Source organism: Amycolatopsis sp. NPDC049159, from assembly GCF_040648295.1.
Taxonomy (GTDB): Bacteria; Actinomycetota; Actinomycetes; order Mycobacteriales; family Pseudonocardiaceae; genus Amycolatopsis; species Amycolatopsis pretoriensis_A.
Genome location: NZ_JBEZDL010000031.1, coordinates 68,109 through 93,511 on the forward strand (window position 1 = coordinate 68,109; position 25,403 = coordinate 93,511).

Annotated in this window: 22 protein-coding genes; 3 read left to right on the top strand and 19 right to left on the bottom strand. The window is 73.0% G+C overall.

The genetic code is table 11. From position 1 onward, the window contains the following. Window positions 1-115: 115 nt before the first annotated feature. Entirely contained in the window at window positions 116-1,147 is a 1,032-nt protein-coding gene (locus AB0B33_RS41150; protein ID WP_247024814.1) for a GDP-mannose 4,6-dehydratase, read from the bottom strand. 196 nt (window positions 1,148-1,343) lie between these two features. On the opposite strand from AB0B33_RS41150, the gene AB0B33_RS41155 reads away from it, so the two are divergent. After that, window positions 1,344-2,399 (top strand): DegT/DnrJ/EryC1/StrS aminotransferase family protein, encoded by a 1,056-nt coding sequence (locus AB0B33_RS41155; RefSeq protein WP_360782196.1) that lies wholly within the window; start codon window positions 1,344-1,346, stop codon window positions 2,397-2,399. A 261-nt stretch (window positions 2,400-2,660) separates the two neighbouring features. Here AB0B33_RS41155 and AB0B33_RS41160 read toward each other — a convergent pair whose 3' ends face one another. The 11 genes from AB0B33_RS41160 to AB0B33_RS41210 form a co-directional block, all read right to left on the bottom strand. Beyond that, window positions 2,661-2,945, bottom strand: a complete 285-nt coding sequence (locus AB0B33_RS41160) for an HPr family phosphocarrier protein (RefSeq protein ID WP_247024818.1) — start codon at window positions 2,943-2,945, stop codon at window positions 2,661-2,663. 24 nt (window positions 2,946-2,969) lie between these two features. Continuing rightward, a complete protein-coding gene (gene ptsP / locus AB0B33_RS41165) occupies window positions 2,970-4,637 on the bottom strand; it encodes a phosphoenolpyruvate--protein phosphotransferase (protein ID WP_360782198.1) in 1,668 nt (555 codons plus the stop codon). 33 nt (window positions 4,638-4,670) lie between these two features. Next, window positions 4,671-5,726, bottom strand: a complete 1,056-nt coding sequence (locus AB0B33_RS41170; RefSeq protein ID WP_360782200.1) for a zinc-dependent dehydrogenase — start codon at window positions 5,724-5,726, stop codon at window positions 4,671-4,673. Next, window positions 5,723-6,178 carry a PTS sugar transporter subunit IIA gene (locus tag AB0B33_RS41175; RefSeq protein ID WP_360782202.1) on the bottom strand — a complete coding sequence of 152 codons (456 nt, stop codon included), beginning with the start codon at window positions 6,176-6,178 and terminating at the stop codon, window positions 5,723-5,725. Before AB0B33_RS41175 ends, AB0B33_RS41170 begins: the two co-directional genes overlap by 4 nt. Next, window positions 6,168-6,476: a PTS lactose transporter subunit IIB gene (locus AB0B33_RS41180; protein ID WP_360782204.1), complete on the bottom strand. Its 309-nt coding sequence runs from the start codon at window positions 6,474-6,476 to the stop codon at window positions 6,168-6,170. The genes AB0B33_RS41175 and AB0B33_RS41180 overlap by 11 nt, the downstream gene beginning before the upstream one ends. A gap of 34 nt (window positions 6,477-6,510) precedes the next feature. Then, window positions 6,511-7,623, bottom strand: coding sequence for a PTS mannitol transporter subunit IICB (locus AB0B33_RS41185; RefSeq protein WP_360782206.1), 1,113 nt, complete (start codon window positions 7,621-7,623; stop codon window positions 6,511-6,513). A gap of 79 nt (window positions 7,624-7,702) precedes the next feature. Next, window positions 7,703-8,638, bottom strand: a complete 936-nt coding sequence (gene pfkB / locus AB0B33_RS41190) for a 1-phosphofructokinase (RefSeq protein ID WP_247024828.1) — start codon at window positions 8,636-8,638, stop codon at window positions 7,703-7,705. A 272-nt stretch (window positions 8,639-8,910) separates the two neighbouring features. After that, window positions 8,911-9,180, bottom strand: coding sequence for a hypothetical protein (locus AB0B33_RS41195; protein WP_360782208.1), 270 nt, complete (start codon window positions 9,178-9,180; stop codon window positions 8,911-8,913). 14 nt (window positions 9,181-9,194) lie between these two features. Next, window positions 9,195-9,887, bottom strand: coding sequence for a helix-turn-helix transcriptional regulator (locus AB0B33_RS41200; protein ID WP_247024832.1), 693 nt, complete (start codon window positions 9,885-9,887; stop codon window positions 9,195-9,197). Window positions 9,888-10,258: 371 nt separating this feature from the next. Further along, window positions 10,259-13,069 carry a LuxR family transcriptional regulator gene (locus tag AB0B33_RS41205; RefSeq protein ID WP_360782209.1) on the bottom strand — a complete coding sequence of 937 codons (2,811 nt, stop codon included), beginning with the start codon at window positions 13,067-13,069 and terminating at the stop codon, window positions 10,259-10,261. 6 nt (window positions 13,070-13,075) lie between these two features. After that, window positions 13,076-15,862: an AAA family ATPase gene (locus AB0B33_RS41210; protein ID WP_360782211.1), complete on the bottom strand. Its 2,787-nt coding sequence runs from the start codon at window positions 15,860-15,862 to the stop codon at window positions 13,076-13,078. A gap of 370 nt (window positions 15,863-16,232) precedes the next feature. On the opposite strand from AB0B33_RS41210, the gene AB0B33_RS41215 reads away from it, so the two are divergent. Next, a complete protein-coding gene (locus AB0B33_RS41215) occupies window positions 16,233-17,747 on the top strand; it encodes a DUF742 domain-containing protein (RefSeq protein ID WP_360782213.1) in 1,515 nt (504 codons plus the stop codon). Between the two features lie 40 nt (window positions 17,748-17,787). Next, window positions 17,788-18,453, top strand: coding sequence for a class I SAM-dependent methyltransferase (locus AB0B33_RS41220; RefSeq protein WP_247024840.1), 666 nt, complete (start codon window positions 17,788-17,790; stop codon window positions 18,451-18,453). Between the two features lie 111 nt (window positions 18,454-18,564). Here AB0B33_RS41220 and AB0B33_RS41225 read toward each other — a convergent pair whose 3' ends face one another. From AB0B33_RS41225 to AB0B33_RS41255, 7 genes are all read right to left on the bottom strand, one after another. After that, window positions 18,565-19,635: an HAD-IIIC family phosphatase gene (locus AB0B33_RS41225; RefSeq protein ID WP_360782235.1), complete on the bottom strand. Its 1,071-nt coding sequence runs from the start codon at window positions 19,633-19,635 to the stop codon at window positions 18,565-18,567. 26 nt (window positions 19,636-19,661) lie between these two features. Beyond that, window positions 19,662-20,783, bottom strand: coding sequence for an acyl-CoA dehydrogenase family protein (locus AB0B33_RS41230; protein ID WP_360782215.1), 1,122 nt, complete (start codon window positions 20,781-20,783; stop codon window positions 19,662-19,664). Continuing rightward, a complete protein-coding gene (locus AB0B33_RS41235; protein ID WP_247024843.1) occupies window positions 20,776-21,051 on the bottom strand; it encodes an acyl carrier protein in 276 nt (91 codons plus the stop codon). The genes AB0B33_RS41230 and AB0B33_RS41235 overlap by 8 nt, the downstream gene beginning before the upstream one ends. Next, window positions 21,052-21,909, bottom strand: a complete 858-nt coding sequence (locus AB0B33_RS41240; protein ID WP_360782217.1) for a 3-hydroxyacyl-CoA dehydrogenase family protein — start codon at window positions 21,907-21,909, stop codon at window positions 21,052-21,054. Window positions 21,910-21,999: 90 nt separating this feature from the next. After that, window positions 22,000-22,278 (bottom strand): hypothetical protein, encoded by a 279-nt coding sequence (locus tag AB0B33_RS41245; protein WP_360782218.1) that lies wholly within the window; start codon window positions 22,276-22,278, stop codon window positions 22,000-22,002. A gap of 32 nt (window positions 22,279-22,310) precedes the next feature. Next, complete coding sequence (locus AB0B33_RS41250) at window positions 22,311-25,067, bottom strand: AAA family ATPase (RefSeq protein ID WP_360782220.1); 2,757 nt, start codon at window positions 25,065-25,067, stop codon at window positions 22,311-22,313. A 13-nt stretch (window positions 25,068-25,080) separates the two neighbouring features. Further along, the gene (locus tag AB0B33_RS41255; protein ID WP_247024850.1) at window positions 25,081-25,344 is read right to left on the bottom strand and encodes a hypothetical protein; all 264 of its coding nucleotides are present in this window, start codon (window positions 25,342-25,344) and stop codon (window positions 25,081-25,083) included. Window positions 25,345-25,403: the final 59 nt, after the last annotated feature.

Below are 25,403 nucleotides of genomic sequence, written 5' to 3' on the forward strand. Positions count from 1 at the left end.
ACGACGGCGAGCGGTGCGCCCCGGTGACGGCTGCTGCTCCGGCAACCCGGCGCCCGGCGGTGTGGCCGCCCGGGGCGCGAATGTCTTTTGGTTTCCCTCGCGGGAGGGAAAGCGGCTACCAGACGGCGGCGGTCAGCGCCTCGCCGAGGTCCAGCTCACGGCTGGTCTGGGTCAGGTCGGACTCGACCATCATCCGCATCAGCTCCTCGAAGGTCACGACCGGCTTCCAGCCGAGCTCGGTGCGGGCGCGCGTCGCGTCGGCGCAGAGCACCTCGACCTCGGCCGGGCGCACCAGGCTCGGGTCGATGACGACGTGGTCCCGCCAGTCGAGCCCGACGGAGGCGAACGCGATCTCGGCGGCCTCGCGGACGGTGTGCATCCGGCCGGTGCCGATCACGTAGTCGACGGCTTCGTCCTGCTGGAGCATGAGGTGCATCGCGCGCACGTAGTCGCCGGCGAAACCCCAGTCGCGGACCGCGTCGAGGTTGCCGAGGCGCAGCTCGTCCTGCACGCCGAGCTTGATCCGCGCGACCGCGCTGGAGATCTTGCGGGTGACGAACTCCATCCCGCGCCGCGGCGACTCGTGGTTGAACAGGATGCCGGAGACGCCGTACATCCCGTACGACTCGCGGTAGTTGCGGGTGATGTAGTGGCCGTAGGCCTTCGCGACGCCGTACGGGCTGCGCGGGTGCAGGATCGTCCGCTCGTTCTGCGGCGTCTCCGCGGCCTTGCCGAACATCTCCGACGAGGAGGCCTGGTAGAAGCGGATGCCGCCGCCGGTGGTGGGCCGCGACTTGTCGAGCCCGCACACCATCCGGATCGCTTCGAGCACCCGCAGCGCGCCCATGCCGTTGACGTCGGAGGTGAGTTCGGCCTGCTGCCACGACATCGGGACGAAGGAGATCGCGCCGAGGTTGTAGACCTCGTCCGGCTGCACCAGGTCCACCGCCGCGACCAGGCTCGCCTGGTCCAGCAGGTCGCCGTTGACGAAGCTCAGCTCCGTGGCCAGCTTGCTGATGCGCAGCTTGCGCGGGTTGGCCTGGCCGCGCACCAGTCCCCACACCTGGTAGCCGAGACCCAGCAGGTACTCGGCGAGGTAGGAGCCGTCCTGCCCCGTGATGCCCGTGATCAATGCTCGTTTCGTCATGGTTCTCCCACGTCCACCGGCCGGCTGCGCCCACGGCTTCCCGAGACTGCCGCTGATCGGATCCCATTGGACGCCCGGCCGACTCGGGAAATCATTGGAGAATCGGGGTGTCCGGCCGCGATCACTGGTGTTTTCCAGTCACCGGCGGACCCATCCTGGAGCTTTCCTCCCATCCGGCGAACCAAGCGAGGAACCGATGGCCTTTGCCCACCCCGTGTCCCAGCCGTACCTGACCGGGCGGGAGAGCGACTACGTCACCGAAGCGGTCGGCACGGGCTGGATCTCCGCGCAGGGACCGTTCGTCACGCGGTTCGAAGCCGCTTTCGCCGAGTGGAACGGCGTCGCGCACGGCGTCGCGTGCTCCTCGGGCACGGCGGCGCTGACGCTCGCGCTGCGGGCGCTCGGCATCGGCCCGGGCGACGAGGTGCTGGTGCCCGAGTTCACCTTCGTGGCTTCGGCGTGGGCGGTCACCTACACCGGCGCGACGCCCGTGTTCGTGGACTGCCGCGACGACCTGACGATCGACCCGGCGCTGGCCGAGGCGGCGATCACGCCGCGCACCAAGGCGATCATGCCGGTCCACGTGCACGGCCGGCGCTGCGACATGGACGCCGTCATGGAGCTGGCCTTCGAGTACAACCTGCGGGTCGTCGAGGACACCGCGGAGGCGCACGGCGTCCGTCCGGTCGGTGACATCGCGTGCTTTTCGCTGTACGCCAACAAGATCGTGACGGCGGGCGAGGGTGGGATCTGCCTGACCGACGACCCGCGCCTGGCCGCCCAGATGGCGCACCTGCGCGGTTTCGCGACCGGCAAGGCCCACGACTTCGTGCACAAGAACCTGGCCTACAACTTCCGGATGACCAACCTGCAGGCGGCCGTGGCGCTGGCGCAGGTCGAGCGGCTGGACGAGATCCTGGAGCTGCGGTCGCAGATCGAGAAGCGCTACGACGAGCGCCTGGACTTCCCCGGGATCACGCGCATGCCGGGCCGCGACGTGCTGTGGATGTACGACGTGCTGGCCGAGGACCGCGACGAGCTGAAGGCCCACCTGGCGGCGGCGGGCGTCGAGACGCGGGTGTTCTTCCCGCCGATGAGCCGCCAGCCGATGTACCTCACTCCCACGTGGACGGAGCTGAACGCGGCGAAGTTCGCCGCCGGCGGCCTGTGCCTGCCGACGCACACGGGACTGTCCGAAGCGGACCAGGACTTCATCGCGGCCCGGGTCGCGGAGTTCTACGGCGCCCGCTGACCCCGCACTTTCACGTGAAAGTGCCGTCCTGGGGGCCGCACTTTCACGTGAAAGTGCGGCCTCCGTGACGTGAAGAACCGCCCACCGGGGTTCCGGTGGGCGGTTCTTGTTTCGTGGGGCTCCGGCGAGCCGCCCGCACAGTGGGGCAGACGGCCCGCCGGAAGCACAGGGTCCGGCGGGGTACCCGGCCTGGGGGTCACCGGGCGCCCCGCCGGAGCGGGCCGGGTGAGTCCACGAAGCTCCCCGGCCGCACTGGGGGCGTCAGCTCGCCGGCTGCTCCGCCGAGTCGAGGTCGCGGGCCAGCAGCTCGCACACCTCCGCCACCGCCTCTTCGGCGCCTTCGCCTTCCGCCGTCACCAGGACCTCTTCGCCGCCGCGGACGCCGAGGGCCATCAGGGCGAGGATGCTGGCCGCGTCGACCAGCTGGTTCTCGTCGCGGCCGAGCTTCACCGGGACCGGCAGGCGGCCCGCCAGTTCGACGAGCAGCTTCGCCGGGCGCGCGTGCAGCCCGACGGGCGAGCCGATCACCACTTTCCTACTGGACATCAGGATTTCCCCATCTCGTGAACGCTAGTCGACCGACCGGGCCGAGAACTCTTCGACGACCGTGCGCGCCGACGGCACGTCCGGTGCCCCCAGCACCTCCCCGGCCAGGATCTGGCACTGCTCCAACGTGTAGTCCTTCAACGCGGCCCGCACCGCCGGGACCGCGGACACCGACATCGACAGGCTGGTGATGCCCAGCCCGGCGAACACCGGTACCAGCCCGGGATCGCTCGCCGCCTCGCCGCAGATGCCGGCGGGCTTGCCCGCTTCCTTCGCCGCCGCGGCGACGTTGGCCACCAGCGCCAGCAGCGCCGGCTGCCACGGGTCCAGCAGCTCGCCCAGCTCGCCGAGCATGCGGTCGGCGGCGTAGGTGTACTGCGAGAGGTCGTTGGTGCCGATGCTGACGAAGTCGACCTCCGCCAGGATGTCCCGCGCCCGGATGGCCGCGGCCGGCACCTCGATCATCACGCCGACCTTGCCGATCCCGTGTTCCCGCGCCAGGTCCCGGAACGCCGCCGCTTCCGCCGGGGTGGCGATCATCGGCGCCATCACGCGCACGTCGGCGTCGTGGTCGGCCGCCGCCAGGCTGATCGCCTTCAGCTGCGCGGTGAGCAGACCGGGGTTGCGGACGCCGACGCGGTAGCCGCGCACACCGAGAGCCGGGTTCGGCTCGTCCTCGGTGTTGGCGAACGGGATGTACTTGTCGGCACCGGCGTCGAGCGTGCGGATCACGACCTGGCGGCCGGAGAACCCGCGCAGCACTTCGCCGTACGCCGCCCGCTGCTCCTCGATCGTCGGGGCTTCCGTGCGGTCCAGGAACAGGAACTCGGTGCGGAACAGCCCGACCCCTTCGGCGTCGGCCGCGGCGTCCGACTCCGCCCCGCCGGCACTGCCGACGTTGAGCAGGAGCTTGACCGGGTGACCGTCCGCCGTGGCGCCGGGACCGCTGTGCGCCGCGAGCTTTTCCTTCAGTGACGCCGCTTCCGCCTCGATCCGGTGCACGTACTCGTCGTCCGGGTCGACGGCGACCGTGCCGCGGGTGCCGTCGACGGCGATGCGCTGCCCGTCGGCCAGGCCCGCGGCGCCGGCGCAGCCGACCACCGCGGGGATCCCCAGCGCCCGGGCGACGATCGCCGTGTGGCTGGTCGGCCCGCCCTTCTCGGTGACGATGCCGAGCACCTTCGCCGGGTCGAGCAGGACCGTGTCGGCCGGCGCGATGTCCTGTCCCACCAGGACGAACGCGCCGTCGACCGCCGGGATGCCCGGCTGGGCCAGGCCCAGCGCGGCGGCGATCGCCCGGTCGCGGATGTCGATCAGGTCGGCCGCCCGCTCGCCGAGGTAGCCGCCGATGGCCTCGAGCGCGGCCACGTGCTTGCCGAACGCGTCGCGGATCGCCCACGCCGCGGGGCGGCCGTTGGCCACCGCGTCGGCGATGCCGGTCCGCAGCGACGGGTCCTGCGCCATCATGATCTGGGTGTCCATGATGGACTTCGACTCGCCCGACACCGAAGCCGCGCGCTTCTCCAGGTCCGCCACCGCCGCGTCGAGCGCTTCGGTCGCCGCCGCCAGCTCCGCTTCGGGAGCCGCCGGGGCGTCCCAGTGCTCCGGCAGCACCGGGGGCGGCGTCAGCCGCACCACCGGGCCGGCGGCCGCGCCCGGGCTCGCCGGGTTGCCGCGCAGTTCGTCAACCACCGTTGGTCGCCTCCTCAGGTCCGCACGCACCGCTTACGCGGAGACGGTGCCCGGCTCGATCGTCACCTTGATCGCCTCGCCACTGCTGACGATGTCGATCGCCTTCAGCACGTCCGACAGCGGCAGGTGGTGGGTGATCAGGTCGTCGACCGGGACCTTGCCCGAGGAGATCAGCTCCAGCGCCTGGCGGTTGTGGTCCGGGCTGGACCCGTTGGCGCCGTAGATGGTCAGCTCCCGGTAGTGCACCAGGTTCGAGTCGCACGCGATGATCGGGTTGTCCTTCGGCAGGCCGCCGAAGAAGCTGATCCGGCCGCGGCGCGCGGTCATCTTCAGCGCGTCCTCCTGGGCCTTGCCCGCCGCCGCGGCCGTGATGACCACGTCGGCGCCGTCGCCGCCGGTGAGCTCGAGGACCTTCTCGACCACGTCGACCTCGCTGCCGCAGATCGCGGCGTCCGGCTTGACGAGGTCGGCGGCCAGGTCCAGCCGGTTGCGGTTGAGCTCGACCAGGTAGACCGCGGCCGCGCCCTTCGCACGGGCCAGCCGCACGTGCAGGCAGCCGATCGGGCCGGCGCCGACGACCACGACGACGTCGCCCTCGCCGACCTGCGCGAAGTTCTGTCCGTTGAGGACGCACGCGAGCGGCTCGGCGACCGAAGCCTCGGCGTAGCTGACGCCGTCGGGGATCCGGTTGACGCCGTCGACCTTCAGGACCTGCTTCGGCACGATCATGTACTCGGCGAACCCGCCGTCGAAGTGGTAGCCCATCGACAGCTGGTTCGGGCAGACCTGCTGCAGCCCCTTGCGGCACTGCTTGCACTCGCCGCACGGGATGGCCGCGATGACCTGCACGCGGTCGCCGGCCGACCAGCCCGACACCCCGGCACCGGTTTCCACGACCTCGCCGGCGATCTCGTGGCCGATCACGCGCGGCGGGTCGATGTGGTGGTGCCCGTGCCGGAAGATCTTCAGGTCGGTACCGCACGTCGACGTGTTGTGCACGCGGATCTTGATCTCGTCCGGGCCGGGGTTCGGCTCGTCCGCTTCTTCGACCCGCAGGTCACCGGGCGCGTAGAAACGTGCCACCTTCATCGGGAAAACTCCTCGTCCACTTCGTTCAACAGTCGCAGGATCGTCTCGGCGTCCGGTGCTTCGCGCAGCTGCTTGACCTGCTCGGAGTCCATCAGGATCCGGGCCAGCGAGGACAGGATCCCGACCTGCTCCGAACCCTTGGCCGCGATGCCGACGCAGAGCCGGACGTCGTTGCCGTCCCAGTCGACCCCGTCGGGGAACTGGAGGATCGCCAGCGCGGTGCGCTTGACGAACTTGCGGGATTCGTCGGTGCCGTGCGGGATCGCGACGCCCTCGCCGAGGTAGGTCGACACGGACTTCTCGCGTTCGTGCATCGCGTCGAGGTACCCCGGCTCCACCGCCCCCAGTTCGAGGAGCTTCCGCCCGACCTGGGCGATCGCGTCCGCCTGGTCGGGGGCGGTGCAGCCGATGAGCACGGACTCGGCGCCGAGGATGGTGGCGTCAGTCGGCAAGGGAACCGCCGTCCCGGATCGCCTGCTCGACGCGGTCGAAGACCGGGTCGCCGAGGAAGCTCTGGAAGCCCAGGATCACCGCGCCGGTGTTGGCCTTGCGCGCGCGGCTGACCAAAGTGGACTGGCAGAGCACGACCTGCGCGTCGCCCGGGATCTCGTTGACCGGGGTGTGCTCGACCTTGACCGAGTACGGCTTCAGCCGCTTGGCCAGCTGGGAGGCGACCATCACGCTGCTGCCCATACCGGCGTCGCAGGCGATGATGACCTTCTTGACTTCCTTGCCTTCGATGCTGCTCATCCTCGTGGTTCCTTCCTTCGATCGACGGTGATCGTCACGCCACCGAGCCACCGGCGGCGATCGCCGCGGCACGTTCTTCCTTGCGGGCGTCGCGCCCGAACTTCAACAGCACCGCCGCGACGATGAACGACACGGCCGCCGCGATCACGACCCCGGCGATCACGCCCAGGTAGCCGCCCTTCGGCGTCACCGCGAGGACCGCGATGATGCTGCCCGGCGACGGCGTGGCGGTCAGGCCGGCGTCGAAGATGCTGAACGTCGCGACACCCGCCGCGCCACCGGCGATCGCGGCCAGGATGAGCCGCGGGGTCGCCAGGATGTACGGGAAGTAGATCTCGTGGATGCCGCCCAGGAACTGGATGACGATCGCGCCCGGCGCGGTGGCCCGCGCGCTGCGGGCGCCGAAGAACGTCAGCGCCAGCAGGATCCCGAGGCCGGGGCCGGGGTTCGGCTCGATCAGGAACTCGATCGCCTTGCCGTCCTTCAGCGCGTCGGCCACCCCCAGCGGGCTCAGCACGCCGTGGTTGATCGCGTTGTTGAGGAAGAGCACCTTGGCCGGCTCGACGATGATGGAGACCAGCGGCAGCAGGTGCGCGTCGATCAGGCCCTGCACGCCGTTGCCGAGCGCCTTGGTGATGCCCTGCACGACCGGGCCGATGCCCAGCAGGCCCAGCACCGCCATGGTGCCGCCGATGATGCCGGCGCTGAAGTTGTCGACCAGCATCTTGAAGCCCGGCGCGGTCTTGCTGCCGACCTTCTCGTCCCACAGCTTGATCAGGAAGCCGCCCAGCGGGCCCACGATCATCGCGCCGAGGAACATCGGGATCGACGCGCCGACCGCGATGCCGACCGTCGCGACCGCACCGACGACCGCACCGCGCTGGCCGTGGACCATCCGGCCACCGGTGTACCCGATCAGGACCGGCAGCAGGAAGTTGATCATCGGGTCGACGAGCTCGGCGATGTGCGCGTTGGGCGCCCAGCCGCTGGGGATGAACAGCGCGGTGATCAGACCCCAGGCGATGAACGCGCCGATGTTCGGCATGACCATGCCGGCGAGGTGCCCGCCGAACCGCTGGATGGTGACCCGCGCGCGTTCCGCCCTCGACGGAGTGGCTTCCTCTTCGCGCTCCGCAGTGGTAGTCATCGTTGGCTTCCTTTTCTGGGAAAGGGGTTGGGGAGGGATCGCCATCCGGCGATGGCGGTGAGCGGTCCGGTCCGGCGCACTATTCGCGCACCTTCTCGTCCCACTCCGGACGCGGGTCCACCCGCACTCGACGTGCCCCCACGTCTTCGGGACCCGGCATCGTGCTCCCGGGCAGCGACACGGCAGCCGCTCCCCAGGCGACGGCTGTGGCCAGCGCTTGCGGGCCACTCCCCCCTGCCGCCAGGAAACCGGCGAGCATCGCGTCGCCGGCACCGACCGAGCTCCGCGGTTCGGCCGATGCGTTGGCGCACCAGACTCCCGCGTCTTCCACCAGCACGGCGCCCTTGCTGCCGAGACTGGCGAGAACCGTGCCCGCGCCGAGGGCGCGGAGTTCCTGTGCGGCGTCGACGACGTCCCGCACGGTGTCCAGCTGCCGGCCGACCGCTTCCTCGAGCTCGTCGAGGTTCGGCTTGACCAAGGCCGGTCCGGCCTTGACCGACGTGCGGAACGCCGGGCCGCTGGTGTCCACGACGACCTTGGCGCCGGTTGTCGCCAGGCGCGCGATCAGGTCGGCGTAGAAGTCTTCGCCGGCGCCGGGCGGCAGGCTTCCCGCCGCCACCACCCATTCCGCGTCGGCCACGTGGGACATCAGGGTGTCGCACAGGGTTTCCAGTTCCGCACCGGAAAGGTGCGGTCCGCTCTCGTTCACCTTGGTGACGGTCGCGTCCGGTTCGACCACGCTGATGTTGCTGCGCACGGGTTCCGCGGTCCGCACGCGGACCACGTCGATGTTGTAGTCGTGCAGCAGGCTGATCAGGTGGTCGCCGTCGGCACCGCCGGCCGGGACCACTGCCCTGGCCTTGAGACCGTTGCGCACGAGCGCGCGTGCGACGTTGATGCCCTTGCCTCCCGGCTGGACACGCGCACCCGTAGCCCGGTGCAGCTCGCCCCGGATGAGCCGGTCGACCTCGATCGTCCGGTCGACGCTCGGGTTCGCCGTCAGGGTCACGAACACTTCAGCACACCTCCGCCGGGGTCCTCGTTGGTTTGGTTGATATTGCCTGTGTTCATCTGCGTTTGCAAGACCCAACTTCACCGGAAGTTCAACCGTTATCTTCGGAAGTCGCTGATCTTTGCACTGTGGCCAGGAAGAACGTCGACCACGCCGCGTGGCAACAAACCAACACAAAGCCAGATCTTCGGACCGCGCGCCGAACACGACAAGGCGGGCCGGGTGGCCCTCCGATTCCCGGAAGGACACCCGGCCCGCCAAGCTGTTTTCCCTCGTCACGCCGCTTCGCCCACCGTCCCGAGCGCCGCGGCTCCCGCCGGGGTCAGCCGGGCGCGCACCCGCTGCCCCACCCGGCCCGGCCGCGCCGGGGCCAGCAGGCCGCGGTGCGCGAGCTCGTGGGCGGTGTACTGGTCGCAGCACACCAGCCCGTCGATGTAGAGGTCGGGCTCGCAGCTGCAAGCGATTTCCGCCCGGCCGGCCGCGACCGCGCGCAGCATCGCCCGCGCCCGGTGGTTCAGTTCGTCCGGGAGCCCCGTCGCACCCATCGCGGCCACCGGAGTCACCGCACGAAGTCCGGCAGCGCACGCGGAGGCCACGACCCGACCCCGAAGATGCCCATGGAGTAGGCCTTCGAGATCAGCGCCGGCCGGTTCTTCACCTTCATCTTCCGCAGCAGCGTCGTCACGTGGTACTCCACGCCGCCGCGGCTCATGTAGAGGTTGGCCGCCAGCTGGATCGTGGAGACGCCGGAGGCGACCCCCTCGAGGATCCGGGCGTCGATCTCGGACAGGATCTTCTTCTTGCTGCAGGCCACCTGGTTGCCGCGCTCGTTCTTGTCCGGCCGGAACACGACCGTCAGGCTGTCGAGGCGGTCGCCGACACCGTGCACCGTGGAGCCGATGAACTCACCGGACAACGTCGTGCCGTTCTCGCGCATCACCAGGATCCGCTCGACGAACCGGCTGCGCTCACCGCGCGCCAGCAGCCGCAGCTGGTTCTCGACCTTGCTCCGCACGCTGGGGTGCAGCAGGTCGCAGAGACCGGTGCCGGTGACCGCGTCCGAGCTGCGCTCGAAGACGCGGAAGAACTCCATGCTGGCGGAGACGATCCGCAGCCGGTGGTCCAGGTTCACCATGCACATCTCGGGGGTGATGGCGCGCAGCGCGGGCTTTCGGGTGGCCGTCCGGACCGCCTGGTCCGCGACCCCGGCCACCCCGATACCCACAGCCAGATCCGCAACGTCCGCACTCATGAAGGCATTCCTTTCTCCGGCTGGAAGCTGAAGCCCCGGGGGCGAGAAGGCCGACGGCTGCGAGTCACTGTGTGAGCCGTGTCTCCGGGGTGATGCAGATCATGTTATGCACGCTTGATTATCCCGGGCAACACAATCCGGACACCCGTTCTTAACACTGTGGTGCGGAGGCGGTGGGGGTACGGAGGTACGGAGCGCCGTGCGGTGCGGTGCGGTACCGAACCCCGGGCGGACGGGCACCGGCGCTGCCCTTTTGGCTCCTGACCTGGGAAACCTGGAGAAAAGGGGGTCCGTACCCCCGCACCCCGCACCGCACGGGCGTACCGAACCTGGGGTGCGGACCCTCGCGGTGCGGGGTGCGGCAAGGGGAATCAGCTCTCCTGCTCGAGCGCGCCGAAGCGCTCGATGAGCTCGGCCCGGCCGCTGACTTCGAGCTTGCGGTAGGTGCCGGTGAGGTTCTTCTCGACCGCGCGCCGCGTGACGCCGAGGGAATCGGCGATCCGCTGGTTCGTCCAGCCCTGGACGACGAGCCGCGCGACCGCGGCTTCGGTCTTCGTGAGGTTCCCCAGGCTGTCGCCGGAAAACCGCAGCACGGGACCGTTCAGCTCGGTTTCGCCGCTGCCGTCCAACCAGGACGCGCCGATCGCCTTGACCAGTTCCCGGCCCTCGGCCAGCAGGTCTTCGGCTTCGGGCAGCCCGGCGTCGAGCAGCCGGGCACCCAGTACGACGGCGGTGCGGGCGCGCTCGACGACGTTCTCCGACTCGCGCAGGATGCCGGCCGCCTCCTGCAGCAGCGCGATGCCGTCCGCGCCGCCGGTCAGCATCCCTTGCAGGCGCAGGGAACGCCCGACGCTCAGCGGAGTCCCCCAGTGCTGCGCGAACTGGTCCTCTTCGGCCGCGTGCGCTTGGGCCGCGGCGAGGTCGCCGAGCCGTTGCTGCACCAGCGCCGCCCAGATCCGCCACGGGTACTGGGGTGTGTTGACCCACCCCTCGCGCTCCAGGCGCCGCCCGCAGTCGAGGAACCGGCCCAGCGCGGTCGCCGGGTCGCCGCGGACCAGGTCGATCATCCCCCGCGTCAGCCGCCGCGCCGCGAACACGCGGTGGTCGGTGCCGTCCATCGGCGTACCCAGCAGGCGTTCGCCGAGCTCGGGATCCTGGGTCTCCAGGGCGATCTGGGCGAGGGTGGTGACCGACCGCGCGAGCGCGTCCGGCCAGGCTTCGTGGTCGGTGCCTTCCAGCACGCCGAGCGCGATCCGCCGCGCCTTGGCCAGCTCCCCTTGCGCCAGCTTGACTTCCGCGAGTTCGGCGGCGATCAGCGGCGCGGTGTCCGGCCAGTGCTCCTGCGCCGCCTGCGCGGCCGCGGTCAGCGCGGGCTCGAGCACGGCGGCGTTGTCGGCGAGGACCGAGGTGGACACCAGCAGCGGCAGCGACGTGTAGGCGTGCCGCGGGTCGAGCGGCTCTTCGCTGACCAGTCGCTTGAGGACGGTCTCGACGTCGTCGACCGGCACGCTGCCGGAGAGCACCGCGGTGTGCAGCAGCACCACCGCGAGCTCCCGGCCGGCCGGGGCGTCCAGGCGTCCGGTGTGCTCGAGTTCGGCGAGGCGGGCCAGCGCGGCCTCGCCGCGGCCCGGCTGCCCGATCCCCGGGTACCAGGTCCGGGCTTCGGCCCGCAGCGCCAGTTCCGCCGGTTCCCCGGCGCGCAGCACGGGTTCGACGGCGGCGCGCACGGCCGCGCCGAGGTTCGGTGCCGCGGCGGCGTACGCGGGCGGGATCCACAGCGCCGCTTCCGCCTGCTGCGGACCGGGTGGCAGCAGCGACAGCGCCTGCGACAGGTGCCGGGCCGCGGCGACCAGGTCGAAACCCCGTTCCGCGGCGGCGAGTTCGACGAGCAGCCGGCCGCGTTCTTCGCTGTCGGGCGCGGTGTTGAGCAGGGCCCGGCGCAGGTAGCGCGCCGCGAGTTCGCCGGCGCCGCGTTCCAGCACGCTGCCCGCGGCCGAGCTGAGGATCCGCACTTCCCAGGGGTCTTCGGCGATGCCGACCTTCATCAGCGTCTCGGCCACCCGCTCCGCCGGGCGGCCGTGCTCGTAGAGCAGCCGCGCCGCGCGCCGGTAGAGGTCCTCGCGCAGTTCGACCGGGATCGCGGACTCGATGCCGTCCCGCACGCTCGTGGTGACGAACCCGATCCGCCCGTCCTCGCGGTCGACCAGGCCCAGCCGCTCCAGGTGCTGCACCGCCGAGGAGTACTCGACGTCGTCGAGCCCGACGAGGTCGGCGGCGAGCCCCGGTTCGGCGAGGTCGCCGAGCACCGCGACCGCGCGGGCCAGCGCGAGCACCGCGGGCGGCTGCGAGCTCAGCGACATCAGGACGCGGTGGTCGAGCAGCCGCACGGCTTCGGTTTCCGCGGCCGCGGTCTGCGCGGCGACCGGCCGCAGCCCTTCGGCGACCAGTCCGGTGAGGACGGTCGCGACGTCGGCCGGGTTGCCGCCGGAGACTTCGTGCAGCATCGCGGTGAACGGCTCCTCGGCGCGTTCGCCGAACGCGACCTCGGCCATCGAAGCGACGCCCGACCGCGAAAGCGGTGCGGGCACGACGATCCGCGCGGCCGCCGTCACCAGTTCGTGCACCAGCGGGTACTTCGGCGCCTCGCATTCGTCGGCCAGCGCCAGCGCCAGCAGGATCCGCGATCCGCTCAGCCGCTTGGCCAGGTAGCCCAGCAGGCGCAGCGATCCCTGGTCGGCCCACTGCAGGTCGTCGACGATCACCACGACGAGGTCGTCGTGCGACATCGCGTGCACGACCGTGTGCAGTCCATAGAGGACGGCTTCGGTCGGCAGGTAGTGCTCGTGGCCGTCGGTGATCAGCCGTTCTTCGGTCAGGGCACGCAGGATCTGCTCGGACGCACCCTGGAACCACCGGTCCCGCTCGGCTTCGCCGGCCGCGACGAGCACCGGGCGGCACAGCTGCTGGGCGATACCGAAGGCGAAGTCCTCTTCGAGCCGGGTGGCGTCCGCGCGCAGCACCCGGGCGCCCGCGCCGAGCGCCGCCGCCATGGTGTCGCGCAGCAGCGCGGACTTCCCGCTGCCGGCCGGCCCGCTGATCAGCAGCAGGGAGCCGTCGCCGCCCGCGGCCGCGTTCAACGCGGTCGCGATGGCGGCCCGCTCGGTGTCACGCTCCAGCAGCACCGGCCATCAACTCGCTGCGGAGCCGGGGCTCATCAGCTCGGCGAGCTGCCCCCGGCCGGTCACGGTCAGTTTGCGGTAGATCCGGGTCAGGCGCAGCTCCACCAAGCGGCTGCTCAGCTGCAACGCCCGCGCGATCTCGGGGTTCGTGCGGCCCGCGGCGGCGAGTGCGGCGATCCGGGCCTCCTGTTCGGACAGTGCGCCGGCGGGGTCGCCGGGCGCGGGACGGGCGGCGGTGTCGTGCCCGCGGCGGGCCAATCGGCCGGAGACGTCGCGGATCTTCTCCGCGAGCCCGGCCGGCAGCAGCTGCGGCCGCAGGGTCGCGACCCGCCCGATCAAGGCGGTGGCTTCGGCGACGTCCCCGTCGTCGAGCCGCGCGGCGGCGAGTTCGGTGACGGCGGTGAGGAAGTCGACGCGCCGGGCCGTCCCCTCCAGCAGCTCGACCGCGCGTTCCAGGTGCGCCCGGCGTTCGGTGCCGGTGAAGACGTCGGCCAGGCGCAGGCTCGTGGCGCCGCGCGCGCCCGGCACGCCCCAGGTTTCCGCGCGTGCCAACGCTTCCCGGGCCAGTTCGACGGCGCCGTCGGCGCCGGAGCGGGCCAGTGCCAGCGCCGCGCCGGTCCGCCACGGCAGGTCGACGGGGTTGCCTTCGCGCCGCCCGGTGGTGCCGCGCCCGGCCGCGCGGAACGCTTCGAGCGCGGCTCGCGCGTCCCCCTTCGCCAGGTGGACGCGGCCGCGTTGCAGCAGCAGGTACCCGGCGGCCAGGCCGTCGTCCGCACCGGCCGGCAGCACCGGGCTCACCGCGCGCTCGGCGTCGTCGAGCCGCATCGCGGCCAGTGCCGCTTCCGCGCGCACGGCCCGCAGCCCGGGCAGCGCCCGCGGGTGCCAGGCGCGTTCGGGCAGCCGGGCCACCGCGGCTTCGAGATCGGCCTGGGCCTGGCCGAGGTTGCCGCGGCGCAGTTCGCAGCGGGCCCGCAGCAGCACCGCGTTCGCCGCGACCGCGCGGGCCCCGGCGCGGACCGCGTCCTGGTGGACGTCGGTGAGGCCGAGCACGGCCTCGGAAAGCTCGTCGGTGCACAACAGCACCCACGCGGCCCGCAGGCGCAGGGTGTGCGGCAGGTTCGCGCGCGGTTCGAGCGCGAGCCGGGCGAGTTCCCGGGCCCGGCCGGGCTCGCGGCCGCGGCGGGCGAGCTCGACCGCGGTCGTCGCCGCGCGCACCGGGTCGGTGTCGCCCGGCTCCGGGTGCGGCGCGTCGAACGCGGGGGCCGGGACGACCGGGCCGGCCGCGCAGTCTTCCTGCGCCAGCCTGCCCAGCGCGGCCAGCGCGGACGTGCCGGCCTCGAACCCGCTGCGGCGGCGGCAGGTCGCGGCGATCACGCGGTGCGCGGTGCGGGTGTCGCCGCGGGCGAGCAGGTGGTCGGCCGCTTCGAGCAGGACCGCGCCGGAGACCTCGGGGCCGGTGTCGAGCAGGACGCGCTGCAGGCGCTGGTCGCTCAGCTCCGGTTCGTCGGCGACCTCGGCCAGCGCGAGCCCGAGCATCAGCTTCCGGCGTTCGGCCGGGCTGACCGGTTCGCGCAGCGCCCGGCCGAGCAGCCGCGCCGCGCCCGCGTCGTCCCCGAGCACCCGGCGCCGTTCCGCGGCCCGGCGCAGGGTCGCCACCGCCCACGAGGCACCGACCGGGCGGACGGCGGAGAGCAGTTCGGCGAGCTGGTCGTCCGGGACCGCGGCGCGGTAGGCGAGTTCGGCGCACCGGTTCGCGAGCTCGCCGCGTTCGGCGGCGCTCAGCGTGCCGAGCGCGGCGTCGGCGGTGGTGCCGTCGGCGATGCGCGTCGGCGCGCCTTCGCGGACCAGGCCGAACCCGATCAGCTGGCGCAGGGCGTCGCCGACGCGGCCGGCGAGCGGGCCGGCCAGGTTCGTCACGAGGTCGAAGTCGAGCAGCCCGCGGCAGACCGCGATGGCGCGCAACAGGTTCAAGGCGTCGGCGGGCAGCGCCGCGATCGAGACGGCCAGCTCGGCGGCGCGGACGTCGGCGAGGTGCGCGGTGACGGCGGGCAGGTGCTCGGCCACGGGGTCGCCCCCGGCGGCGGCGAGCCGTTCGAGCACCGGCGCGACCAGCGCGGGCCGTCCGCCGGTGGCCCGGTGCAGGCCGGCGGTGAAGCGGGGGTCGGGCAGGCTGCCGGGGAATCGGTCGGCGACCAGCTCGCGCAGGCCGTCCTCGGTGAGCAGCCGAACGGCGGCGGTGTCCCCGCCCGGCACGGCCGCGTGCTCACCGGTGGCGAGCACGGACCGGACGAGCAGCATCGGCGCCTGCTGCAGCCGGTGCTCCATGGCTTCGAGCCAGGCCTTCGAGCCGGGGTCCGCCCACTGGGCGTCGTCGACGGCGATCAGCAGCGGACCCTGGCTCGCGACGCCCACGAAGTCGCCGCAGAGGGTCGGGATGGACCGCTCGGCCGAGGTGCGGCCGCAGGAGCGCGGCCCGCCGTCGAGCCGGCAGTCGGCGTCGGCGATGTCGGCGAAGAGCCGGTTGATGACGCCGCGGTGCACGGCCGATTCCCCGGGCGAGCAGGAGGCGAAGGCGGTGATGACGCCGGCGACCCTGGCTTCCCGGACGGCGGCGGCGAGCAGCGCGCTGCGCCCGGCCCCGCGCGGGCCGACGACGGTCACCTGGCCCGACCGCCCGGCCAGCACCCCGCGAATCCCCCGCCGCAGCACGGCGATCTCGTCCTCCCGTTCGACCAGCCGCGTTTCGGCGGTGCGGCGGGAACGGTCGTCGCGTTCCCCGAGCCAGGGAACGGTCAAAACGGGCGCGGCAACGGGCCCTGCGCTCCGCGCGACGGTGTCCACGGAGAGCAGGGCAGGCGCGACCGGCCACGCCGATCCGGCTCTACCTGATCCGGGCACCACCATCACCCTCCGCCCCACAGCGGCTGCTTTCCGTCACTCCCCCGGCGGTGTACCGGTGGGTGACGTGGCTCTCCAGCCTAAGACGACCAATGTTGGTTTAACAAGTCCAGCACCTTCGTTTTGTCTGCGGTTGACCCCTGCCGACAACGCACTACCCACGAAGACCCAGAAATCCCTACATTAAGGCAAAGCGACTTGACACCCCGCCAGGGCCGTGGGTGAAGGTGGCTCGACACCCCGTCCGACCGGTTTCGAGGCCGCGAACATGAAAAACTCCCACGATCGCCGCCCCGCGAAGATCGGCTCGGCATCCCTGTCCTTCGGCGGCTGGGGCGACTACGAGGTGTGGGCGGCGCATGGATTCACACCCAAACCCAACTCCGACCCGGCTCACGCGCCGGAGCCGCAGGTGGAGGCCGTCGAAGAGGCGAGTAAGGGTACCGGTGAGCGGGACTCGCGGCCGGGGAAGGCGGCTGGCGGTGCCCGGCCGGCCGCGGGGCGGGGCAGGCGGGGCGGGAAGGCGACGGAGGCGGGCGCTGGGGGTGCGACCCGCACCGGCGATCGCGACTCGGGCACCGCGACCCGCACCGGCAAGGGCGGCCGCGGCTCCGGTGCCGCCGCCGCGACCGGTACCGGCACGACCGCCGGCGCCGCGGACCACGCGCCCACTGGCGATCGTGACTCGGGCTCCGCGACCCGCTCCGGTAAGACCGCCCACGACTCCGCCGCCGGGACCGGCGCGCGCCCCGGCAAGGCCAAAGACGCCACCCGGGGCAAGCGCGGCACCCGCTCCGGGAAAGCCGCGGGCCCGGCCGCGGGCGGTGCCGGCCACGACGCCGGTCCCGGCGCCGCCGCCGGCGACGCCACCCACGGCCCCGGCAAGAGCGGCCGCAACTCCGGCCCGCGCCGAACCGGCCGTGGCGAGTCCGCCGCACCGGCCCACGCCGACCGCGAACCCGGCCCGGGCGACGCGACCCGCGAGCGCGGCCCACGAGGCGAGCGAACCGGACCCGGCGAGCGCGGCACCGGCACGCACCGAACCGGCCCCGCGGAACCCGCCCACGCCGACCACGACCCCGGCCCGGGCGATGCCACCCGCGAGCGCCGCCCGCGCCGAGACGAGCGAACCGGACCCGGCGAGACCGGCGACCCCGCCCGCACCGGCGAGCGTGGCACCGGCACGCACCGAACCGGCCCCGCGGAACCCGCCCACGCCGACCGCGACCCCGGCCCGGGCGATGCCACCCGCGAGCGCGGCCCACGCCGAGCGGAACGAACCGAACCCGCCCGCGGCCGTGACACCGGCGCGGAGCGCAGCGAAGCCGTCCACGAGACCCGCCCCGGCAAGCCCCTCGATCCCGCCGAAGACGACCGCACCCGTGGGCGCCGTGCCGCCAGTCTCGGGACGCACCCCATCCCCGCCCTCGGCGAACACACCACCCGGGAACGCCCCCGCCCCTACGTCCGCGGCAGCACTCCCCCGCCTCCCCGGGCCCGGCACGTCCTGCCGCCGGAAGTCATGCTCTTCGCCACCGGCCGGCACCGCGGCGCCGCCGGCCTCGATCCGGATCTCACCGCCCTGTGCCGGATGTGCCAGATCCCCACCTCGATCGCCGAGGTCTCCGCCTACCTCCGGCAGTCGCTCGACGCCACCCGCGACCTCGTGCAGCACGGGATCGGCCTCGGGCTGCTCGTCGCCGACGTCGCGGAGCTCGGGATCGCGGGCCGGCCGCCGCTCGCGTTGCTGCACCGCGTGCACCAGGGACTGCTCCGCCTGTGAACTAGACACTTCCAGGATCCGGCGAACCTAGGCTTCCGCCATGGCGACCCAACTACTGGCGTCCTCCGACGTGCTCGGCTACGTGAGCGAGCATTCGCAAGCCGAGGACGAGATCCTGCGCGAACTGCGCGACGAGACGGCCTCGCTGCCCATGGGCGCGGCGATGCAGGTGTCCGCGGAAGAAGGCCGGCTGCTCGCGCTGCTGGTCAAGCTCACCCGGGCGCGGCTGGTGGTGGAGGTCGGCACCTTCACCGGCTACAGCTCCCTCTGCATGGCCCGGGCGCTGCCCGCCACCGGGCTGCTCATCACCTGCGACGTCACCGACCGCTGGCCGGCGTTCGGGCGGCCCTACTGGCGGCGGGCCGGCGTCGAAGACCGGATCGACCTGCGGATCGATCCCGCGACCCAGGTGCTCGACACACTCTTCTACGAGTACGGGCCGGGCACCGTCGACCTGGTCTTCATCGACGCCGACAAGGTCGGGTACGCCGCCTACTACGAGGCCGCGCTCGGGCTGCTGGCGCCCGACGGGCTCATCGTCGTCGACAACACGCTCTTCTTCGGCCGCGTCACCGATCCCGAAGCCCAGGACCCCGACACCGTCGCCATCCGCGAGTTCAACCGCTTCGTGCGCGACGACCCGCGCGTGGAGATGTCGCTGCTGCCGATGGCCGACGGCATCACGCTCATCCGCAAAGCCGGCTGAAACACCCGCGGAAAGGCCGCCACGGACCCACCGTGGCGGCCTTTCTCCGTGCCCGGCAACGGGAAAGGGCCCACCCCCGAAACCGGGAGCGGGCCCTTCCTCGGATCAACCTCAGCGCACGCCGACCGGCTCGGTGAGGTCGGGCGCCACCAGGGACACCGTCGTGGGCTCCTCCTGCGGCACCGGCTCCAGGTGCAGCCGCTGCAGGCCCGGGACCTCGCCGGAGGGCAGCACGGCCGTGCACGCGCACGCGTCGTCGGCGAACCCGGCGAAGCGGTAGGCGATCTCCATCATCCGGTTGCGGTCGGTCGCCCGGAAGTCGGCGACCAGGTGCGCGTCGGCGCTCGCGGCCTGGTTGGCCAGCCAGCGCAGGATGATCGAGCCCGCGCCGAACGACACGACCCGGCACGACGTCGCCAGCAGCTTGAGGTGCCAGAACTCCTCGAACATCTCCAGCAGGATCACCCCGACCGCGCCGTGCGGCCCGAAGCGGTCGCGCATGCTGACCACCAGCACCCGGTGCGACGGGTCGTCCAGCAGGCCGCGCAGCTTCTCGTCGGAGTAGTGGATGCCGGTGGCGTTCATCTGGCTGGTGCGCCGGGTCAGCTCCTCCACCCGGGACAGCTCGGTGTCGGTGGCCGGCAGGATCGTCATCCGCAGGTCGAGCGAGCGCAAGAAGTCCTCGTCCGGGCCGGCGAACCCGGCCTGGGCCTCCTGGCGGCGGAAGGACGCCTGGTACATCTGACGCCGCCGCCGCGAGTCGACGGTGACCGTCTCCGGGCTGAACTCCGGCAGGTCCGCCAGTTCCAGCACGTCCTCCGCGCGGTAGGTGCGCACCTGCGGGTGGTGGTAGGTCACCTCGGCCAGTTCGCTGTCGCGGTCGTCGACGAACGCGATCGTCTCGAGGGCGAACTTCAGCTCGTCGGCGATCGCCTTGACCGACTGGGACTTCGCGTGCCAGCCGATCTGCGGCAGCACGAAGTACTCCGCGAGGCCGAGCTCCTCCAGCCGCGCCCAGGCGTGTTCGTGGTCGTTCTTGCTCGCCACCGACTGCAGGATGCCGCGCGCGTCGAGGGTCTTCACGAGCTGCCGGATCTCTTCGGAAACCTCGACGGTGCCGTCTTCGAGCAACGTGCCGTTCCACAGGGTTTCGTCGAGGTCCCACACCAGGCACTTGACCATGGTCGTGCTAGCCACCGGAATCCTCCTCAGTCGCCGGTATTCACGAGGACACGGGTGTGCCCCGCCAGGATGAGCTGGCAGATCTCGTTGCTGCCTTCGATGAGTTCCATCAGCTTCGCGTCGCGGTGCGCCCGGGCGACCACGTGGCCGTCCTGGGCCGCGGCCGAGGCCAGCACCTGCACCGCCGTGCCCGACCCGCGGGCCGCCGCCGTCGAGCTGACGTACTTGGCCAGCACGGTCGCGACCACCATCTCGGGTGAACGGTCGTCCCAGGCCCGGCTGGCGTGTTCGCACACGCGGGTCGCGGCCTGCTCGTCGGCGTAGAGGTCGGCCAGGTGCCGGGCCACGAGCTGGCGGTCGGCCAGCGGGACCCCGCCCTGGTGCCGGTTCGCCGCGTGCTCGCCGGCCGCGGCCAGGCAGGCCCGCAGGATGCCGACGCAGCCCCAGGCCACCGAGATCCGGCCGTAGGCGAGCGCGGTGGTGATGAGCATGGACAGCTCGACCCCGCCGCCGCCGAGCACCGCCGAGCGCGGCAGCCGGACGTCGTGGAGCCGGACGGTCGAGTGACCGGCCGCGCGGCACCCGCTGGGGTGCGGGACTCGCTCGATCGTGACGCCCTCGGCGTTCGAGGGCACCACGACCGCCGTGCCGAGGCCGTCGAGCTCGCCGACGACCACGATCAGGTCCGCGTACGCCGCCGCGGTGATCCAGACCTTTTCGCCGTTGACCACGACGTCGTCGCCGTCGGCGCGGACGGTGGTGGCCACCGACGACAGGTCGCTGCCCGCCGCGGGTTCGCTGAAGGCCACCGCGGCCAGGTCGCCGGAGGTGAGCCGGCCCAGGTAGTCCGCCCGCTGGGCGCGGTCGCCGAAGCGCTGGATGGTCCAGGCCGCCATGCCCTGCGAGGTCATCACGCTGCGCAGCGAGCTGCACAGCGAGCCGGCGTGCGCGGTGAACCATCCACTGTGGAGACTGCTGACGCCGAGCCCGCCGAATTCGGCGGGCACCTCGGCGCACAGCAGGCCCCGCGCGCCGAGCGCGCGCAACAGGTCTTCGGGCAGCCGTCCCTCGACGTCCCAGGCCGCCGCCCGGTCACCGACCCGGGCGGTCAGCTCGGCGGCGGCCGCCGCGAGGGGGTGCTCACTCATCGAGCAGGCGCCCCACGAGCGCCGTCATGCTTTCGACGGTGCGGAAGTTGTCGAGCTTGAGGTCCGGCCCGACGATGGCGATGCCGTAGGTCTGCTCGAGGAACACGACCAGCTCCATGGCGAACATCGAGGAGACCAGGCCGGTGCGGAAGAGGTCCTGGTCGTCCGGGACGTCCTGCTTGACGCGTCCGGTCAGGAACTCCCGGATCTCCCGCGTGACGGCCTCCGGCGTGCGCGCCGGGGTTGCGGTGGTGGAGACGTCGTTCACTCAGAACACCTTCCCGTACTCGTAAAAGCCCCGTCCGGTCTTCCGGCCGAGGTGGCCGTCGGCCACTTTGGACTGCAGCAGGGCGCACGGCGCGTGCCGCGGGTCGCCGGTGCGTTCGGCGAGCGCCCGCAGCGCGTCCGCGAGGTTGTCCAGGCCGATCAGGTCGGCGGTGCGCAGCGGGCCGGTCGGGTGGCCGAGGCAGCCCTGCATGAGCTCGTCCACGGCTTCCACCGACGCGGTGCCTTCCTCGACCAGCCGCGCGGCGTCGTTGATCATGGGGTGCAGCAGCCGGCTGGTGACGAACCCCGGCGAGTCCCGCACGACGATCGGCTTGCGGCTCAGCCGTTCCAGCAGGCCCAGCACCGCGTCCAGAGTGGACTGATCGGTGCGGGGACCGCGGACGACCTCGACGTTCGGGATGAGGTAGGCCGGGTTCATGAAGTGCGTCGCCAGCAGGTCCGCGGGCCGTTCGACCGCTTCGGCCAGTTCGTCGACCGGGATGCCGGAAGTGTTGCTGATCAAGGGGGTCCCCGGGGCGACCAGCGCCGCGAGCTCACCGAGCACGGTGGCCTTGACCTTGTCGTCTTCGATGATCGCTTCGATGACCGCCGTCGCGTCCTTCGCCGCGCCCAGGTCGGTCGTCGCGGTCAGCTCGCCTTCGGCGACGTCGGGGAACGCGCCCATCAGCCGGCCGTGCCGCAGCTGCTGGGCCACGCGCCGCTTCGCGAGTTCCACCGCCTCGCCGTCGATTTCGACCAGGGTGACCGGAACTCCGTGTCCCAGTGCCATCGCCGTGATGGCCGAGCCCATCACCCCGCCGCCGATCACGGCCGGCCGATCCTGCGCCTGCCCGCCCACCGCGCCTCCCTGAGTCTTCGGGGACTTTTCCTCCGTGCGTGGGGAGCGTCGGTCACGGCGGGTCCGCCGGTCAACGAAAACCGCGCAACTCTAGGGTTTTCCGTCGGCCGGATCGGTGCTCAGCACGCCCAGCGCCGCCAGGTCGCCCATCCACGCGCGCAGGGAACCGGTCAGCTCGGCCGGTTCGAGGTCGCAGGTGGGCGCCAGCGCGAGCGCCGCGGCGGCGGGATCCCAGTCGTGCTGGGCCAGCGCGATCCACATCGCCGCGCCGAGGCCGCTGGCGAGCACGCGGTGTTCGCCGGACGGCAGCACCATTTCGAGCACGCCGGTGTCGTCGACGATCACGGCCAGTCCGGGCACCGGGCGCATGGCACTCCCCCGCGTTCTCCGCGCGTCACCGGTCACAGCGCGGGTTCCGGTGCGAGCAGGCCGCCGGGGAACCGCTCCTGCAGCTGGGTGCGGCCGGTGACGCCCAGCTTGCGGTAGACGCTCGTCAGGTGGATTTCGACGGTCCGCACGGCGAGCTGGAGCGCGTCGGCGATGGTCCGGTTGGTGGCGCCGGTCGCGGCGAGCTCACCGACCCGCCGCTCCCCCAGCGTCAGCACGTCGGTCACGCTGCCGGTGACCGGGTAGTTGCGGCCGCCGGCCGCGGTGACCCCGGCCTGGGCCTCCTCGGCCCGGCTCCAGAACCCCGCCCGCACCGAGAGGTCCACGGCGGCGCGGAACGCCCGGCGCGCGCCCTGGTGGTCACCGGCGCGCAGAAGTGCTTTCCCCAGCGCGGTTTCCGCTTCGGCGAGGTACCAGGACGCCGCCGTCCCGCCGAGCACTTCGGCGGCCGCGGTGAGCCCGTCGACGGCGGCGTCGCCTTCGGCCACGAGGCCGCGGCCGAGCAGCGCCAGCCCTCGCGCCGACGCGGATCCCCAGGCCCGGGCCAGTTCTTCGCCGTGCGCCACGAGGTCGGCCGCTTCCGCCCGCCGGCCGAGCCGCACGAGCACCCGGGCGCCGTCGAGCCACCACGGGGCGAACAGCGGGTGGGCACCGCCTTCCGCGCGCAGCCCGGCACCACACCGGCGCAGGTGCGCCAGCGCCCCTTCCAGGTCCCCGCGGGCCTCGGCGAGCCGTCCCCTGGCCAGCAGGTGGGCCGGGAAGCGGAGCACGGACCCGTCGGGCCCGGCCTCGTCGGCGCGGGCCATCGCCGCGGCCGCGCCGTCGACGTCGCCCTGCTGCAGCAGGACCAGCGCCTGGGCGACCAGGGGTGCGGTAGCGAGCTCGGCGCGGTCGTCGCGCTCGGCGGCGCGCACGGCCGCCGCCGCGTCCGAGAGCGCCCGGGACAGGTCGCCCGCGCCGCACGTGAGCCACGAATGCGCGGTCAGGGCCACGACTTCCGCCCAGCCGGTGCCGTCGCGCTCCGGCCCGGGCGACAGGCCGCCCAGCGCGTGCAGTGCTTCGTCGACCTCGTCGGCGGCGAACAGGACGTAGGCGGCCAGCGAACAGGCCCACCGCACCGAGGGTTCCGGGCGTTCGAGGGCCCGCCGCGCGCAGGAGACGGCGAGGTCGCGGTCGGTGCCGCGGATCATGTGCGCGACCGCGGCCAGCGCCAGCACGCCGACCTCGGCCGGGGTCTGGCCGGTCAGCGCGGACATCGCGGGCAGGCGCCCGCCGACGAGGTCCAGCGAGCCGGGCTGTTCGAAGGCGACGGCCAGCAGCGCGGCCTCCAGCTCGGTCCGCAGGCCGCGGTCGGCGTCCCCGGGGTGCTCGCCGTGGTCGCCGTCGAGCTGGTCGAGCGCGCCGGTGAGCAGCCGCGTCGCTTCCTGGGGTTCACGGGCCGACAGCGCGGCGATCGCCAGCTGCAGGGAGATCCGGGCCCGGCTGCGGGTGTCTTCGGCCAGTTCGGCCATCCCGGCGAGCGTCGCGTAGGCCGCCAGCGGGTCGCGCACGCCGACCAGGCGGGCGAACTCGATCCGCACCGGCATGTCCTGGGGCCGGTCGGCGACGAGCACCCCGAGGTAGCGGGCGGCGTCGTGCGGGCGGCCCGACCGTTCCGCGGTGCGCGCGGCCTCGGCGAGCACGTCCCGCATCCAGCGTTCGGGCAGCAGGCGCCGGCCGAGCAGGTGCGCGCCGACGTCCTCGGGCGGGCGGCCACGGTCGTTGAGCAGCCGGGCCGCGGTCAGCCGCAGCGGGCCGAGCCGCCGCTCCGGTACGCCGGCCAGCACCGCGTCGCGGACCGCGGGCGAGGCGAGCTCCTCGCCGTCGCCGCGCAGCAGCCCTTCCGCGGCCAGGACGGCCAGCGCGCCGGCGGCGAGCGGTTCGGGCACGCCGCCGAGCAGGGCGACGAGCTCGACGTCGGGGGCGCCGAACACCGCGATCGCCTCGGCGACGCGGCGCACGTGTTCCGGGCGGCCGGCGAGGACGCGCTCGACCAGCCGGGCGCGAGCGCCCGGGACGAGCACGCGGGCCCGCGCCAGCGCCGTCCCGTCCGGGGCGAGCCCCTCCAGGTGCAGGGCCGCGCAGACCTCGCCGAGCAGCGCGGGGTTGCCGCCGGTCAGCCCGGCCAGCTCGCCGGCGAACCCTGGTTCGGGCGCTTCGGGCCACCACGCGGCGGCGACGTCGGCGACCTCGAGCTCGGCGAAGGCCGCCAGGTCGACGGTGGCGACGTCGCCGGGCGGCAGCGTCATCGGCGGCCACAGCGGGTGGCCGGCGGGCCGCTGCGCGACGACGACGAGCAGGGGCTGTTCCGCGCCCCGGTGCGCCTGGTGGGCCAGCACCCGGACGGAGGCCTCGTCGCAGTGGTGGAAGTCGTCGAGCAGGACGACGACGGGACCGGCGACGGTGAGGTCGGCCAGCCGGCGGCCCAGCCGCCGCGAGAGCACCGGCACCGGCATGCCGTACCGGCTCCCGGCGTCCGGGAGCAGCCCTTCGGCGGCCCGGCCGGCGCTCCCGCCGCCCGGCCGGCGGCAGGTCTCCGACAGCACGACGGCGCGGTCGGAAACCGACCGCGCGAACTCCGCCAGCAACGCCGTCTTGCCGGTACCGGTGGCCCCGCGCACCCGCACCAGGGTCGCCGAACCGGCCCGCGCGTTCGCGAACGCCGAGCCGAGGACCTCCAGCTCCCGCCGCCGGCCGACCACGCGCCCGGCGACGCCCGTCACCTCCGCCATCCTCACCCTGCTTTCACGGAAGGCGGCGGCCGCCCAGCCCCTCGTCGTCGGCACCGTGCCACATTTCGCGCGCGTACGGCGTGTCCGGCACGAGCACCCGTTCGTCGGCCGCGCGCGGCGTCGAGGGCAGCTCCCCGAGCCCGCTCTCGATCCAGCCGAGGTCGCTCATCAGGCGCCGCATCGGCGGGCTGTCCCCGTGGATCCGGTGCAGCGACTGGATGGCACGGCGCAGCTCGGTCGCCTTGCGCCGGGCGGCGGTGAGCGCGTCAGCGGTCATCAGGACTCCTCCCGTCGGGCACGGCCGGATCGCGTGCCCCGCCGACGTTAGGTCGTCCC